A 17,002-nucleotide genomic window follows, 5' to 3' on the forward strand; every position below is an offset into this window, starting at 1 on the left:
TGTTGTAAATAGGGCAAGCTCCTCGCTTGTAATAACTCCGTCCGCATATTTGGCGCTTTCTGTACGGCGGTGTGTGAGATAGTCATCCTGGTTCAGAGTAATCACCCTTTCTCTCTCTATTTGGTGGTGAAGCTTGAATCGATAATCTCCTCGTAAGCGAGGTCTTCCTTCAGATTGCCGATGAAGCGTTGCATATCGATTGCGGTCTCGAATGCTGATTCATTGATGAGTCCTTCCGCAGGATATACCTTGCTGTCGATCATGCGTTGTACCGCTTGCTCCACGACGTTTTTGTCCAAATTCGGGAATTCCTTCACGGCAACTGCTTTTGCGCCTTCAGGATTCGATTGAATGTAGTCCAGGGCTTGTTCAATAGAGGTGACAAAGCGCTGGGTGAGATCAGGATTCTTTTCAATGAAACTTGCGGTTGTATTCATCGTTGCAAAGGCAAAGTCAGGGTAATCCTTTGTGAAATCATGGACAATATGCAGTCCTTCTGCAATGCCTTGATCCAGCTGAGGTTCGTAAACGATAGCAATATCGGCTTTGCCAGCTAATACAGCACCAAGCTCGGAGCCATTCTGAACCTCGGTGATCGTCACATCCTTGTCGATATCGATGTTATTGTCAGCGAACAGCTTCCGCAGTAAGCTGTTCGAACTTGTAGGTGCCAAACCCACCACGATGGTTTTACCTTTGAAATCCGCTGTCGAGTTCACGGTTACTCCTTCTCGCGCAACTGCCCATACTGGAGCGCTGCCCGATAGAAGGACCAGTGAGCGAGCATCTCCGCCCTTTGCATTAGCAAATGCGACATGTTCAGGACCGTGGAAGGAGAACGCAGACTCGCCTGAGATCACCGAAGACAATGCCGTTGGACCACTTCCGGCAGCACGGATGGAAGATAGCTCAATACGATTCTCCTTTAGAAAACCTTGGTTGTTCGCTACATACAAGGGAAGGTAGAGCAGGTTGTGATAAACTTCGGACACCATAATTTTGTCTACCTGCGTATTTGCTTGCCCCCCGCTATTAGATGCACCTGCACCACTCGCGGGTGTTGTGGAATTGCTTCCGCATGCACTGAGCAGTGTAGTCAAAATAACCGTCATCGCTGTTAGAAAAGCTATCTTTTTGAATGTACGCATTAGTCATCAGTCCCCTTTAATCGTTGTAGGTCAGCTATACAGATGTGGATTTGCTGCTGGTCTTGTTGTCATTCCATGGAAGGAGACGGGATTCGATATAACCGACACAGGTGTAGAGGAGCATGGCGACCAGCATAAGCATGAACACGCCGACCCATACGGCCGGAAGGTTGAACAGGTTACCTTCGACGAATACCATGTGTCCAAGTCCTTTGTCAGAAGAGATGAATTCTCCACCTACGACAGACACCAATGCCAAACCGATATTGATCCGGAAGGCCGAGATGATCCATGGCAGAGAGGAAGGAACGATAATTTTGCGGAAAATTTGTGATTTCTTCGCACCGAAGGATTTCATCAGATTAATCTGGGATTCGTCGATTTGATGAGTCGCTTGGTAGGCGGATAATAGCGCTACGATAAATGTTGCTACGGAGGCCAGAGCAATCTTGGAGAAGATGCCTGAACCAAACCAGATGATAATCATGGGAGCAAGTGCGATCTTCGGAATACCGTTCATCGCTACAATGAATGGATCGAGCACACGGGCAACGGACTTGGAATACCACATGAGTAGTCCTGCCAATGAGCCAATTAAGCTTCCGGCTACAAAGCCGATAACGGTGGCATTTACCGTTGCAAACGCGTCTGTAAGCAGTTGTCCTGAGCTAGCCATGGTGATGGCGGCATCAAGAATGGCGCTTGGTGATCCCATGAGGAATCCGTTAACGAGTTTCAAGCGAACAGCGGATTCCCAGATCACCAGGATGACCGCTACAATAATGAACCGCCACAGCATCGTCATCAGCCATTCTTTGGAGAAGGTGGACTGTCTGCGTTTACTCTTACTCTTCGTAACTCCAGCAGGCTTTCCAGCAAGAGTAACTTCAGGTGATGTGCCCTTCATTAGCTGATCCTCCCCATTTGGATATCAAGCTCTGACCAGATCGATTCAAAATACTGTTTGAACTTCTGGTCGGAGCGGGCTTTCAGTGCTGAGCCATATTGCGAGGCGAGACCAATGTCATACACCTGCTTCACAGTTGTTGGTCGTTTACTCATAACGGCAATGCGGTCGGAGATGGCGATGGCTTCCTCAATGTCATGCGTGATCAGGACGCCTGTCTTGCCCTCGGATTTCAGGATAGACAAGATCTCATCTTCCAGAATGAGTCTGGTCTGATAATCAAGTGCGGAGAAGGGTTCATCCAGTAATATAATATCGGGCTGGGTAACGAGGGTACGAATGAGGGCTACACGTTGGCGCATACCACCTGATAGTGTGGAGGGATAGGCTTCTGCGAATGAGGCCAGGCCATAGCGATCCAGATAATCCATGGCAATATCGCCGCGATCCTTTTTGGACATGCCCTTCACTTCCAAGCCTAACGTGACATTGTCCAGGATGCTTCTCCAAGGAAGTAACAGGTCCTTCTGCATCATATAACCGACATGTCCGGTGGTCTGATCGATCTCTTCGCCACAGACGATAACCTTGCCATTTGTTGGCTTAAGCAGACCTGCGATAATATTGAAAATCGTACTTTTGCCACAACCGCTCGGTCCCACGATACTAAAGAACTCCTGTTTCTTGATTTGCATCGAAACCTCAGCCAGGACCTGAATATCTTCTCCGGTTGCACTGACAAATGATTTGGATACGCCTTGTATCTGTATAGCCATGATAGGTAGCCCCTTTCCTACAGCCTGATGTTTTTTCGTTTCTTGATGTAATTTGATGTTAATTAACATGACATTAATGAATATATTCCTAATCATATAGACTGTTTGCATCATTGTCATTAGTTACTCTGAACATAAAAATAGAATTAAATCAGTTAAAATGCACAAATGAAGATTGAACATGAATTGAATATGAAAAGAAAAATCAAAGAACGTGTCATTAAATATGACACGTTCTCGATTTAAGACGTATGATTAGCTTCACTAGGGGCTGGATTAACATTCAAAAGGGACTCAAGTGCGAAGGCAAGTCGAAAGCGCAGGCTCTCCATCGGGTCTTTAATGTTCCTGCCAGTCAGTTTCTCGCATTTCTCCAATCTGTAGATCACTGTATTGCGATGTACGAAGAGCTCTTTCGCCGTATCAACGATCTGGCAATGATTCTCATAGAAGGAGGACAAGGTTTTCATCAGTTCGTTGCGCTCGTTTGGATCTCGGTCGTTGAAGGGTTTAAAGGTTTCTTGATGGAACTGCAGCATCTCATCGTGGGGAATCATGCGCAGCAGACGGCTTATATCCATGGTTTGATAGGAATGAGCGAAGCGGGTCTTTCGCATCTGATAGCCGGACTGGAGCGCCTTGACTGCTTCTTTATAGGAGAGTCCAATATCCAATACATTGGTGTAGGAATTACCTATGCCGAAGGATAGGCTGAGCTGCGACTCTGTATACAGATTGCTCGCCATCCGCTCAAGCTGCTGAACAACGGTGTGTTCGTCCCAAGACGATTCGGCCAAAAAGACGAGTATGCCGAACTGGTCGTTCTTAGTGAACATGACAAAGGAGAGATCCAATCTGGCGAATTCCTGTTTAATCAGCTCGTAATTAGCGTCTCGTTCCGAGATGAATCGCTCTTCCCCGGAGGAAGTAGAGTTCTGCTTAGGTATGCCCGCTAAGGATTCATCCTTTTTGGCGATGATCAGAACGGAACTTCCTTTGGCTTGTAACCCATATTTCTTGCCGCGATGCAGTGCTTCTTGTTCCGAACGAATGAAACCCTGAATGAGATCGGAGAAATATTCATTTTTGTAACGGCGGGAACGCTCTTTGACGGCTTGCTTCTTGGTTAACTCCAGGCCGATCACATTGACGGCTTGCTCCAGTGCCAGAGTGGAGAGCTTAGAGCTTGCGGAACTGTCATATAGTGCGATTAAATAGCCCTCGTGCCGATCCGTGAAAATGGGATGAAGCTCGGCGTGTCGATATTTATCAGTAGTAAGTAGACAGATCGAGATTGCGGTTTGGAAGGAAGGATGCTCATCTATAAATGTCAGTAAGGGGGCGGCGAGAGACTGGTCATCCAACTGTTGTACATAGTGGGAACTTGCCGTAATCTGTTTCTTCGAGCCAAGTAGAAGTACAGGTGAGGATAGCAACTGAGACAACGTATCTACGATGGATGGTATGCCTTTTCCCTGCATCACCATCGTGGAAAATTGTTTGTGAATAGATAAGGCGTAGTGTAGCTCATGGGTTTTGTTTTGAAGGATGGCACTGATCGAATGTTGAAATATTTCACCAAGTGTATTGTCTATCTCAGACAGTTCGATGATCGGGAAGCCCAGTCTGTCGGCTGTTTCAAGCAATTGCGGAGATAATTCAAGAGAGAAACGCTGTGTCTTGACAGCAAGCGCTGCACAACCAATTGCATGCATGTCTGTAATGAATCCAAGATGAGCATCAGGGCGGTCTTTCAGGATATAACCGTTTGTCAGCAGCATATCTCCCGACTTCAGGAATTGTACAATATCTGGTGCGTCCATAATATTAATCGATTGCACCAAGCGATCAAGGCCACGATGCCCGGCAATAACCTTTGCTTTGGAGAGAATGGGGATAGTCAATAACTGTTGCAGATCCATCTTCAACCCACTCGCTTTCATAATGATATGTTATAAAATCTAACATTAAGTGAGGTGGACGTAAAGAAGAGTTTGGATAAAGCGGCTAAAAGATAACGGATTTTAAGCACATTGTACAAAGTGCTGAGGATATTTTTTTGTAAATAAAATGTACGGTTTCGGTTTGAAAATTCTCTGGTAGTATAACTGCTCGAAATACGATGATGACAGATATCTAATGTGCTACACATGCGTTTTAGTTGTTCCACTATGAAAGCCTTTTCATTATAGAGTGAATTCTGATATGATAGAAAAAATTGGTCTAAATTAACTATTAAGTAATAAATCTAGCGATTTAAGAAAGGAAGATAAGGATGCCAACAGAAAAAGGATTACCGATTAAATATCCAATGATTACTTCACTTCCTGCGTTTGCAAACATGACTGCTATTCTTAGCACTCAAGAAGATGTTTTTTTTCCGTGGTTTTGTCATAATCATGTCCAGCTAGTAGCCTGGGAGACTCCAGAGGTTTACATACAATTTTATACGCCTGTTTTTAGAGAGTACTATCGATTATTTGAATTACACCACTATCATAAGAAGGTTCTAGTAAAGTGGTGTGACGATATAACACAGTTTATTATTGATGCAATTGATGAAGAAAATTATGTATATTTAAGCATAGATCAATACTACATTGCAGCCTATGATAATTTTGGAAAAGTGCATGCTCCGCATGATATGTTGATCTATGGATATAACAAAGAAAATCAAATGTTTTACGTAGCTGATTTTTTTAATTCCAAATATTCCTTCTCGACAGCAAGTTTTGATAGCGTTAATGAAGCATTTGTAAGTCCTCATTCTGAGGGAGAGTGGTTCAGAGGTGTTCAGCTTTTGCAATTCAATGAACGAAAAAGTGAATTCAAGTTAGATCTGGGTTATCTGATTAAACAGTTGCATGACTATATAAATGAAACTAAATCCTCTAACGATTATAAGTTGGTTGAAGAACCTGGCAAAGATACGGACGCTTGGGGAATAGGAGTTTATCGTTTTTTAAGAGAACATATTACAGAGACTGCTTTATTCGAATTTAGTCTGATTAGATCTCTCCATTTGCTCTTTGACCATAAGGAAGTGATGTTGAAAAGTTTGGTTTATCTCGATGAGAAAAAGTATATTACTAGATTGGATATTCATGAAAAGGCTTACAGAGAAATTAAACAGCTGTGCTTAATTCTTAGGAATTGGTGTATAAAGCACAGTATGTCAGAAACGACAAATGATATAGTGAAAATAGTTGAATTGATCGAGAAAATGGAGAAGCAGGAACGGTCGGCAGTTCAGGAACTGTTATCAGATCTTGAGGAAGTGAGATTAACCTATCTATAGTAGATTGAATTAAACGTATACCGATAACTACAAAGAAAGGTGAACTCTGTCATGCAGAGATCACCTTTCTTTATTGTTCATAATCAAACTCATTTAACTTCAACTGAATGATGTTGAGTATATTGGATAACGTGTTAAAGTTTTCGACTAACAACTCTTCATCATTAAAAGTGATATCAAAGTGTTCTTCTAACAGTACAATCAGTCTTATCACTTTAATGGAACATATTCCTAAGTCATTTAAATTATCTTGCACATCAATTACTTTGATGTTAGTAACCTGCAGGCACTGAGCGATCATTTTCGTAATGGTATCTTTGAGATTGTCGGTCAATGAGTTACACTCTCCCCTTCGTTACAGTTCATACGGATGAATCTCCGATATTCGGCTGGAGTACAAGAAAAGTGCTTCTTAAAAATACTCGAAAACTGAGAATTTGAAATATACCCGATGGCAGTCGTGAGTTCTTTGATATTCAGATTGGACGTTTTGAGAAGATCACAGGCACGTTTCATCCGGACTTGTTGTAAGTACCTCATAGGTGATACATCGAATATTTTAGAGAAACTATTGCTTAAATAAACTGGATTGCAATAGATTAATTCAGCAAGTAATTGTAACGTAAGTGGTTCTGCATAATGTTTGCGGATATAGCGATGTACCATAATCAAACGATTATCAATTGTTCCTGTCTGTGCTTTGGTATTCGCCTCATGAGAGCGCTTACTGAAATTGTCATGATTTGCTCGAAGAAGGGTTTCAATTTGCTCTTCTGTTTCAGCAATGTAGCGTCCGATTAACGGCCCGCATATTAATTTGGACAATTTGTTTATACTTCTCATTGTCTTAGAAGAAGCTTGGATGACCAAAGGATATTCTTCTAGGTCAGTAAACGAATGATTAAAAGTGATCTTGCGAATCTCTACATAAGAAGAACCTAAGTTCCGCAAACTGAAATTATTACCTATTAGTATGCTCATTTTATTTATAAGTAGCTCATTACCATCGTAAGATACGAAAGTCGAAGAAGGAACAATAATTGCGTAAGCTTGATGGTGTATAGAGGAACAAAATATTTCGGTCTTAGGCAAAAGATGTTCGACACTATATGCAGAAACCGTAACAAACTTCATACATGGGTACTCCTTTGCAAGTTTAATAGACCTAAGAATCCGCAACATTATTCAAATTACATCTACATAATTTCAAATAATAATGGTAATTAATTGCCAAACATAGCGTGATATATAGATTAAAATAACATATCTTAAATTATGTATCCAATTTTACATAAAAGAAAAAAAAGCATTTTTTTTGAAAAAAGTTGGTTTATAATATCTCCTATAGAAGAAAAATGGGAGTTATTATTCCATTATAATCAATTTTACGACAAATAACACCATTATCTGATTATAATAACAAGTTATAATTAACAATCGTTTATAAATAAGGGGTGTTTATGTTGCTATATCCATTGTCTCATCCACAAAAAAGAGTATGGATCATAGAGAATATATATTCAAAGAGTTCTCTGTATAACTTGGGCGGCGCATTTTATTTCAAACAAGCGATGGATCTGACTTTACTGAAAGATAGCATTAAGGAACTGATTGATAACAATGCTAACTTGCGTATTCGTCTGAAGCGAAGTTCTAATAACGTATATCAATATGTTGATGAAACAGAACATGAAGTCTCCTTCATCGATTTTAGAGAGATGCAGATAGATTCTGAAACGTGGTTCACCAATCACTTTAACGAACCTTTTGAATTGATTGAAAGTTCACTCTTTTGTTTTATCGTTTTTATTGATCAGTCTGGAAATGCCGGATGTTATTTTAAAGTGCATCATCTGATTGGCGATGGTTGGTCTGTGAAGCTAATCGCAGAGTCAGTCGTTGATATATATCAAAGCAAATTTTCTGGGAAAGAAGTTAAATCAGATCAATTATTATTTACTGATTATCTACATAGGGAAGAAAAATACAAGAACTCTTCGAGATTTTTAAAGGACAAAACCTTTTGGACGAAACGTTTCGAAGATTTGACCAAGGTTGCTCAAACGAAAAGTAGCGAGAACACGCAAGCTCGTAGGTTAACAACGATCATTGATGCTAACCGTTCAAACAGCATTAAGAACTATATCCAAAATCAAGCTATAACAAATGCAGCATTTTTCACTGGTGTATTGTTTCTTCACTTGTCCAAAATGGATAAGACAGAGGAACTCATATTGGGGACTCCTGTGTTTAATCGTTCTGGACGCAAGGAGAGGGCAAGCTTTGGGATGTATACCAGCACAATGCCCTTAAAAATGAACATTGATCCAGAAATTCAAAATTCGACATTTATGATTCAGGCCCACAAAGAACTAAATGATTGTTATTTTCATCAGAAATATCCTTACGATATTTTAATTGAAGATATTTTGCTCAAGCAACAAGGTAAGGATCAACTATTTCAACATTGTATCAATTACAGCAATGCAGCACTTCCTGAGCATTGTGACGGAATTGACATTAAAACGTTGGACTTTTTCTCCGGTCATCAGATTTATTCACTTCAAGTTTTTGTTAAAGACTGGTACCAGGATGGGCATATCCGACTCGACTTTGAGTATAAGACGGACGACTATACAGACGCTCAGATTCAACACTTCTCATCTGTCTATCTATATTTGATAGAGCAGATCATCTTAGATAATGGAGCAAAGGTAAAAGATTTAAGAATTATGGAGCCAGAGCTTGAAAAAGAGATTATTCATCAATGGAATGATACTGAGGATCACCAGATAGAAGGAAATAGTATTGTTGAATTATTCTACAAGCAAGCGGCACTTCATCCAGGACGAATTGCGCTTGAGTACGGTGAGACCAGGTTGACATATGAGGAGCTTAATCTAAAATCCAATGCATTAGCACGTAACCTTTCAAGATATGGCATTGGATCAGAGAAGGTTGTAGCTATTATCTCAGAACATTCTCTGGAAGCCATTATAGCGATATGGGCTGTATTGAAGGCTGGAGCGGCATTTTTACCCATCGATCCTAAACTTCCTTCAAAAAGAAAAAGATATATGCTTGAAGATAGTAATGTTAGCGCTATCTTAACTAATTTAGGTGGAATTGATGAATATTGTAATAATATCAATGTGATTGATATTTCTTTAGAAACAACATATGAGGGAACAACAACAAATAATTTAACGGTTATTCCAGCCAAAAACCAACTTGCTTACATTATATATACTTCTGGCTCAACGGGTATTCCTAAAGGAGTCATGGTAGAACATGGTGGATTGTTTAATTACACGACGTGGGCTTGCTCAACATATGTGGACGAAATTGAAGTGTTTCCGGTCTATTCGTCATTTTCTTTTGATTTAACTTTAACTTCGATTTTTACACCGTTAATTTGCGGAAGCAAAGCTGTTATTTACAGTGAATCTAATAGTGGGTTTGTGTTGGATAAAGTCATAACGGATAACCAATCCACCGTAATTAAGCTTACTCCATCTCACCTAAGACTGCTGATTGAACATGGGCGATATGGAAATTCACTCAGAACGTTAATCGTTGGAGGGGAAGATTTAAAAGTACAGCTTGCCGAAAATGTGCTTGAAATGTTTGGCCAGGATATCAATATATTTAATGAATATGGGCCGACAGAGACTGTAGTGGGATGTATGATTTACCGATACGATAGTGCTACGGTTAGAGGCGGATCCGTAAGTATTGGTAAACCTATACAAAACACTCAAATTTATATTCTGGATGGTGAGTTACAACCGGTTCCTTTGTATACAAAAGGTGAAATGTTTGTTTCGGGAGCTGGTGTTGCTAGGGGGTATTTAAATCAAGGTGATTTAACAAATGAAAAGTTTCTACCTAATCCATTCGTACTCGGTCAAAGGATGTATAAAACGGGGGATATAGGTTATTACGTCGAAGACGGAAACTTATTTTATGTAGGCCGGGCAGACGATCAAGTGAAAATTAATGGTTATCGGATCGAAGTGTTAGAAATTGAAAATATCATGTGTGGACTTGAAGGCGTTAAAGAAGCGGTAGTAACGAAACATTCATTACCCAATGGCTCAGATATGCTGATTGCACATTTGGAGTTGCTAGAATCCATTTCTACTAATCAGTTAAAGAGATCGTTATCGCTTCTCTTGCCAAGTTATATGATTCCTTCGCATTTTGAGATAATGGAACGTTTACCTGTCACGACAAATGGAAAGATAAATCGTTCACAACTACCAATGCCTAAGTTATCACAGGGTGTTGAGAATCGCAGTGGCCCATCTGAAATCGCAAAACAGGTATTGAGCGCATTGGAAGAAATCTTAAAAACAGAAAATATATCTCTGGATGACAATTTCTTTTTTATCGGAGGGGACTCCATCAAAGCCATACAGGTTTCCTCTCTGCTTAACACGCAAGGAATTGAATTGAAGGCCAAAGATATACTTTTATTTCCAATTGTTGGAGAGCATGCTGAGATGGCAGAGAAGCGTGTTACTGAACAAACAACTCAACCAGCCCAGTGTAAGGGAAGTATTCCTCCTTCGCCGATCAATCAATGGTTTCTTAAAGGTAGTATAAGTAACAAGGATTATTACTTGCAATCCGTCCATATCAATCTTAAGGAAGATATTTCTTACAACCAATTTTGCCATGCTATTTCTCAATTGGTTGATGTTCATGATTCTTTGAGAATTACGATGGCCAAAGAAACAATGCAGTTAAAATATCAAGATGTTTTTCCCTTGACATCCGTAATGAAATACATGGATATACGCTTAGAAGAAGAGGGAGATTATCTGGAAAGTATGATCAAATACGATAAGGAGATCAAAGAGAGTATTTCAATGGATTCACCCTCCTTATTTTATTGCGTGTTTTACGATACTCCGCATGGTATTAAGGTATCGTTCATTGCACATCATCTGATTGTAGACGGAATATCGTGGAGAATTCTACTGGAGGATCTGGATTCATTGATTAGGGAGGGGGAACAATCTCATATTTCTCGGATATCCAAAGGAAGCTCTTATCAAGAATGGGCTGGTAAACTATTGGAATACGCTGAGAGTCCTGCTGCCAGGAAAGATAGAGAGTATTGGAGCAAAGTTGTTTCCCGAATTCACTATATAGATTTAAAAGATAAGCTACAGACCGAACGATCTCACTCACCAAGTGTTCAGGAACAAAGGATAGTTCAAGAAAGTATAACAAAACTCATTATGTCCACGGTGAACAAAAATCTGCAAACAACATCAAAAGATTTAATTGTTGCAGCTGTTGTTCTCAGCATATGGGAGCTAACGAAGGAGAGCAACATCTCTGTAATGCTGGAAGGCCATGGCAGGGAAATGTTCGATCATACGCTCGACATTAATCGTACAGTCGGATGGTTCACCAGTTTGTTTCCCGTTAACTTCTTTGTTGAATCGGGAGATTTAACAGATCAGATTATTGCTATTTCCAATGAACTGAACAGTATACCTCTCAATGGAATGGGTTACGGAATACATTATTACTTAAAAGATGTATCAGGGGTGGAAGAGAGACGATTAGTCCGACTGAACTATCTTGGTGAAATGGACAATGGCCTTGCTGGTACGTGGTTTACACCCTCAGATACAAATACTAGCGCCGATGTTTGTCCCTACAATGATTTAAACTGTTTGCTGGACATCAATATTTATGTCATGAGTGGACAATTGTATATTCAAATCAACTATAAAGAAGATGATTTTTCTGTAAATACCATTCAACTATGGATGAATAAAATACAAAATAAACTAACAGAGATTTCTCTCATCCGTTCAGTTGTAAGCGACCCTATTGTAGATCTTACAGAACATAAATTAAACCAGGAGGACTTGGATGCATTATTTTCTTGATGAGCCAATAAAAAGAGAGAGGTTCTATATATGAAATTCCGTCGTATGTTTACCTTACTAATTCTAGTTGTATTTTTGAGTAATAACTATGTTGGGTATGCTGAATCCTCAACACATAATCTTGAAAAATCTATTGATATGTTTATTAATATGGAAATGGGAAAAATGAAAATTCCTGGATTAGCAGCTTCTATTGTTCAAGATAAGTTTGAATATAGTGCAGGTTATGGATTTCGTAGTTCTGGGAACAAAGCCGTTGATGAAAGGACGCTTTTTGAACTTGGTTCCAATTCCAAAGCTTTTACCGGGCTTGCATTACTCCACATGGTTAAACAGGGCAAGCTCAGCCTGGATGATAACGTAACAGCACATTTGCCTTGGTTCACGGCCGTTTTGGATGGCACCGAATCAGACATTAACATTCGGCAATTGTTACACCATACAAGCGGAATTCCTACTGATTCCATAACTCTAATCCCTGAAAGCAATGATGCTGATGCCTTGAAGCAAATGCTGATGGAAATGGTACCTGTACAACTTGTCAACAAGCCAGGACAAATGTTCGAATACGCAACCTTGAATTACGATATTATCGGTCTCGTTGTTGCAGAAGTTTCGGGGATGAGTTACGAAGAATACATGATAGAAAATATATTCAATCCGTTGGGATTATTGAATACTTTTCCTAAGGCACAAGTTCAGTCAGAGGAAAATATGGCTTCTGGACATAAGTTAGGTTTTTTCGGCGCAGCATCCTATGACGGACCATCCTATCGCGGGAATACGCCAGCTGGATACATTGTGTCCAATGCTGAGGATATGCTTCAGTGGATGAAGATCCAATTGGGGATGGTCAATGTACCTGGTTTTGGTGAAGTCATTTTGGAATCACACATGAAGGATAGCACTCTGGAGGGGATACAAGAAGGAGCGCCATATGCCGCTGGATGGGAGATTTATTCATTTGTAGGTGAGCAACTTGAACATTCAGGAGCAAATCCGGGATTTTCATCTTACATGTTATTGAATAAAGGAAAAAAAATAGGGGTAACCGTGATGGCCAACCTGAATTCAGAGGCTGTATTTTCAATAGCTATGGGAATTGAGCAAATTTTATTAGGGAACACGCCGACTCCATCCGAAGTAGATCTATTTCTGATATTGAATAATGTGATGAGAGTGCTTCTTGTATTGAGCTTGCTTGTGATCGCGCTATCATTATTCTTCTGTTCTCGAATGTATAAGGACAAGCATAGATCTTTCCAAAAACCATCCTTGAATGCGAGAATTAAACTGGCGTTGTTATCTGTTGGATATGCAATTTTCACTGTGGCTATCTACTTATCTCCTACTGTTTTATATCACGGGTATCCCTGGAGTTTCCTGAGCGTTTGGGCTCCTTCAAGCTTGGTTGTGGGTGCAATCTTCATGGTCGTAGCTACAGGGGGATGTTTCCTTTGCGGGGGATATAGCATTCTATTTCCAAAAAGAAAAGATTAAGTTCTCCAAAAACGTATGAAATCAGGAGGTTTATCATTATGAAAAACATTGGTAATTCCATATTAAATTACACTGCAGGATCGCTCTACACATATACTCCCATTGATAAAGAAATCAAATTGAATCAATGGGTTACAGAGAACAAGAAGGAATTAGAAGAGGTATTGCTACAAAGAGGAGGCGTTTTGTTTCGGAATTTCCCCAAAGCATCGATCTCAGAGTTTAGTGAAATCACGCAAATCTTCAGTTCAGAATTGTTAGAGTATAAGGAACGATCTACACCACGAACTGAGGTTCAGGATAATATCTATACTTCCACTGAATATCCTAAGGACCAGTGTATACCTATGCATAATGAAAGCTCTTATTCAAAAGTATGGCCTATGAAGATATGGTTTTCTTGCCAGATCAATGCCGAGGTAGGTGGGGAAACGCCGATTGCAGACAGTAGAGAGTTATTGCAGAAGCTAGATGCATCCATAAAAAAACAATTTATCGAAAAGAAAGTAATGTATGTAAGGAATTTCGACGGTATCTTGGATTTGTCTTGGCAAAATGTTTTCCAGACAGAAGACCAAAAGATCGTAGAACAGTATTGTCAAAAAAATGGGATTGCATTCGAATGGATATCTAAAGATCATTTGCGGACGCGAACCGTTCGTGATTCAGTAGCCATTCACCCCCTCACTAAGGAAAAGGTTTGGTTCAATCAAGCTAATTTATTTCATGTCTCTAGTCTGCCTTTAGAAGCCAGAGAATGGCTTATAGAAGAACGGGGTTATGACAATCTTCCTCGCAATACGTATTTCGGAGATGGTAGCACAATTCCGGACTCTTTAATAGATGAAATCCAAGGACTGTACGAGGAGATCAGTATAGTCTTTCCATGGCAAGAGGGAGATGTCCTCATGTTGGACAATATGCTCATGGCGCACGGCAGAAAAACATTTAAGGGAGATAGAAAAATTGTCGTTGCGATGGCTGAACCCTATAACGTATAAATCCAGGACCTAATCAAAGGAGAGATGATAACAATGAACAGGTATGTTCTTTCGGCTAGTGAGCTCAATGAGATCTATGAACTCGTTGAATCTATTCCCGCAGACACGGATCTTGAGACGGATCGTTACTTAATGGAGGCAGCTCTATGGGGATATAATTTACCTTCTGAACTAAAGAAGAAATTAATTGATTTTAAACAATCGGAACAAGAATCTCATCTCGTTATATCCGGATTCCCAGTTAATGATGATGATATCGGTCTGACACCCTCCCATTGGAGAGAACGGCCAGATCCTAAATTGACACGAAAGGTAGAAATCTTTTTTTCGTTATGTGGGTCAATTCTAGGAGATTTGTTTGGATGGGGGACCCAGCAACAAGGATATTACATTCACAATATACTTCCTGTAAAGGGAGATGAGAATGAGCAGTTGGGCTCAGGGAGTAATTCGTTACTTTGGTGGCATACAGAAGAAGCCTTTCATGAATATCGGGCTGATTATCTCGGTTTGTTTTGTTTACGGAATCCGGATTCAGTTGCAACAACTTATGCATCTATAGATATGTTAAATCTGGAAAAGAAGTACAAGGATGTTTTGTTTGAGCCTAGATTTTATATTTTGCCTGATGAATCTCACTTTAGCAAAAATAATGTGGGACAAGATTCATCAGAGATTTTTGATCAATTTGAAGCTAATTATTCATCGAAGCAGCCTTTATCTATTTTATTCGGTAACTACGACTCTCCCTATATAAGGCTAGACCCGTTTTTTATGGGAGTTATAGATGAGAAAGATGACTTAGCCAGAGAAGCTATGGCACATATCGTATCCCAGATAGAAGATTCAATTATGGATATTACACTGAAACCGGGAGACATGTTGTTTGTTGATAATTATCGTGCTGTCCATGGAAGAAAACCATTCAGCCCCAAATATGCGGGCAGAGATCGTTGGCTCAAACGAATCAATATTACACGAGACCTTCGAAAGTCGAGAGATAGTAGAAAGAGTGCTGAATCTAGGTTGATACAGCCTAAAATGAAAAATAATGTAGGTGTTTCGACATGGACATGAAGATTTCCAAGCAAAATGTGGAAGCGGTCACAGATCTATCCCCTCTGCAAGAAGGGATGCTTTTTGAGCATATGATTAATCCACAGCAGCATCATGTAATATACCATTATCACATCAAAGCTACATTCCTAGACGAAGAGATTCTTCGCAGGGCATTAGATCATGTAACAGTTCAAAATGACACGTTGAGAACAGTTTTTCGGTGGGAAAAAATAGAAAGACCTATACGTATAGTGTTAAAGGAGTATCATGTGCCGTTCCATTTCACCAATTTATGGAGTGATCAACTCGGTTCTCAAGATCCACAAGGTGTTGATGAACTATTAGGGTCATTGCGCGAAAAAATTGATATTATGCATGCTCCTCTTCATATAGGTCTGTTAAAAACCTGTGAGGAAGAATGGCATATCGTCGTCGCATTTCATCATATTCTGATGGATGGTTGGTCCAATATGCTCTTTATGGAGCAATGGTTAGAAATATATAAACATCTGTTAAAAGACGACACCTATTCCGTAGTTCAAGAAAAAGCAAAATACAGCCAGTTCATTGAAGCCTTAAGACATACGAGCAGTCATTCGGAAAGCGTTTACTGGACGAGCTATTTAGATGGAGCAGTTAAGACCTCCTTATTTAAGAAACATAATCAGAATATAGATTCCTTCACAAACTACAAAATCAATCTTGGCGAAAATAATAAAGATTCGATTATGCATAACATTTCTACCATTCAAAGTACACTGGCCATGGCTGTTTATTCTACATGGGGAATCTTGCTTCAGAAATATGCACAAAGTGAAGATGTGCTGTTTGGGGTGGCTGTTTCCGGAAGAAATATGGAAGTCGAAGCTATTGATGAAACAATAGGACTTTTTATCAATACAATTCCTTTTAGGTTCAAACACAGTTCTGATGCTAATGTACAGCAGGTATTACAGGAGTGTGCCGGACGCTTCCATGATGGCATTGCATTTGAACACACACCTTTGACTCGAATTCATGAATGGTCAGGTTTTGGGAAGATAAATCGTTTGTTTGACACCGTTGTGGTCATTGAAAACTACCCTATGAATATAGAAAGTATGGAGAAAAATCATAACATTTCTATCCTGAATTATGAGGTTCATGAGACTAATCCATACGATATTACACTAACGGTTACGCCATCGGAAAGAGATGTTGAGTTTAATTTCAGCTATAATAGAGAGATTTTTGAAGATGAATTCATAAAAGGATTATCAGATCAGTTTATCCATATATTAAACCGAATGTTGAGCAACCCTCAGATGAAGTTGGAGCAGCTCTGGTATTTACCTGATGTGACAGCAGAGAATCTGGATCAGAAACCTTTATCAGACCTAGAGTCGATTCGTGCTTACAAGG

General features: G+C 39.8%; 11 protein-coding genes and 1 pseudogene. 6 read left to right on the forward strand and 6 right to left on the reverse strand.

All coding sequences use genetic code 11. From position 1 onward, the window contains the following. Nucleotides 1-116: 116 nt before the first annotated feature. From MHI01_RS26370 to MHI01_RS26385, 4 genes are all read right to left on the reverse strand, one after another. Entirely contained in the window at nucleotides 117-1,148 is a 1,032-nt protein-coding gene (locus MHI01_RS26370; RefSeq protein WP_101314486.1) for an ABC transporter substrate-binding protein, read from the reverse strand. A gap of 34 nt (nucleotides 1,149-1,182) precedes the next feature. Beyond that, on the reverse strand, nucleotides 1,183-2,055 hold the full coding sequence (locus MHI01_RS26375) for an ABC transporter permease (protein WP_340984472.1): 873 nt from the start codon (nucleotides 2,053-2,055) through the stop codon (nucleotides 1,183-1,185). Beyond that, nucleotides 2,055-2,831 carry an ABC transporter ATP-binding protein gene (locus tag MHI01_RS26380; protein WP_036617567.1) on the reverse strand — a complete coding sequence of 259 codons (777 nt, stop codon included), beginning with the start codon at nucleotides 2,829-2,831 and terminating at the stop codon, nucleotides 2,055-2,057. The genes MHI01_RS26375 and MHI01_RS26380 overlap by 1 nt, the downstream gene beginning before the upstream one ends. A 242-nt stretch (nucleotides 2,832-3,073) precedes the next feature. Beyond that, complete coding sequence (locus MHI01_RS26385; RefSeq protein WP_340984473.1) at nucleotides 3,074-4,753, reverse strand: PucR family transcriptional regulator; 1,680 nt, start codon at nucleotides 4,751-4,753, stop codon at nucleotides 3,074-3,076. A 353-nt stretch (nucleotides 4,754-5,106) separates the two neighbouring features. Between MHI01_RS26385 and MHI01_RS26390 the strand changes: the two genes are divergently transcribed. After that, on the forward strand, nucleotides 5,107-6,129 hold the full coding sequence (locus MHI01_RS26390) for a hypothetical protein (protein WP_340984474.1): 1,023 nt from the start codon (nucleotides 5,107-5,109) through the stop codon (nucleotides 6,127-6,129). Between the two features lie 70 nt (nucleotides 6,130-6,199). Here the strand turns inward: MHI01_RS26390 and MHI01_RS26395 are convergent, their stop codons facing one another. Then, nucleotides 6,200-6,463 carry an acyl carrier protein gene (locus tag MHI01_RS26395; RefSeq protein ID WP_340984476.1) on the reverse strand — a complete coding sequence of 88 codons (264 nt, stop codon included), beginning with the start codon at nucleotides 6,461-6,463 and terminating at the stop codon, nucleotides 6,200-6,202. Continuing rightward, nucleotides 6,460-7,263, reverse strand: coding sequence for a helix-turn-helix transcriptional regulator (locus tag MHI01_RS26400; protein WP_340984477.1), 804 nt, complete (start codon nucleotides 7,261-7,263; stop codon nucleotides 6,460-6,462). Before MHI01_RS26400 ends, MHI01_RS26395 begins: the two co-directional genes overlap by 4 nt. Nucleotides 7,264-7,589: 326 nt before the next feature. Here MHI01_RS26400 and MHI01_RS26405 point away from each other — a divergent pair, with 326 nt between their 5' ends. The 5 genes and pseudogenes from MHI01_RS26405 to MHI01_RS31045 form a co-directional block, all read left to right on the forward strand. Then, the gene (locus MHI01_RS26405) at nucleotides 7,590-12,041 is read left to right on the forward strand and encodes an amino acid adenylation domain-containing protein (RefSeq protein ID WP_340984478.1); all 4,452 of its coding nucleotides are present in this window, start codon (nucleotides 7,590-7,592) and stop codon (nucleotides 12,039-12,041) included. A 30-nt stretch (nucleotides 12,042-12,071) separates the two neighbouring features. Continuing rightward, nucleotides 12,072-13,541 (forward strand): serine hydrolase domain-containing protein, encoded by a 1,470-nt coding sequence (locus MHI01_RS26410; RefSeq protein WP_340984480.1) that lies wholly within the window; start codon nucleotides 12,072-12,074, stop codon nucleotides 13,539-13,541. A 38-nt stretch (nucleotides 13,542-13,579) separates the two neighbouring features. Then, nucleotides 13,580-14,542: a TauD/TfdA family dioxygenase gene (locus tag MHI01_RS26415; RefSeq protein ID WP_340984482.1), complete on the forward strand. Its 963-nt coding sequence runs from the start codon at nucleotides 13,580-13,582 to the stop codon at nucleotides 14,540-14,542. A 33-nt stretch (nucleotides 14,543-14,575) separates the two neighbouring features. Beyond that, nucleotides 14,576-15,619, forward strand: coding sequence for a guanitoxin biosynthesis L-enduracididine beta-hydroxylase GntD (gene gntD / locus MHI01_RS26420; RefSeq protein WP_340984484.1), 1,044 nt, complete (start codon nucleotides 14,576-14,578; stop codon nucleotides 15,617-15,619). After that, nucleotides 15,616-16,944: pseudogene (locus MHI01_RS31045) on the forward strand (condensation domain-containing protein); the annotation flags it as partial. The gene gntD and the pseudogene MHI01_RS31045, both read left to right, overlap by 4 nt. Between the last annotated feature and the right edge of the window lie 58 nt (nucleotides 16,945-17,002).

Source organism: Paenibacillus sp. FSL M7-0656, from assembly GCF_038003225.1.
GTDB classification, from domain to species: domain Bacteria; phylum Bacillota; class Bacilli; order Paenibacillales; family Paenibacillaceae; genus Paenibacillus; species Paenibacillus amylolyticus.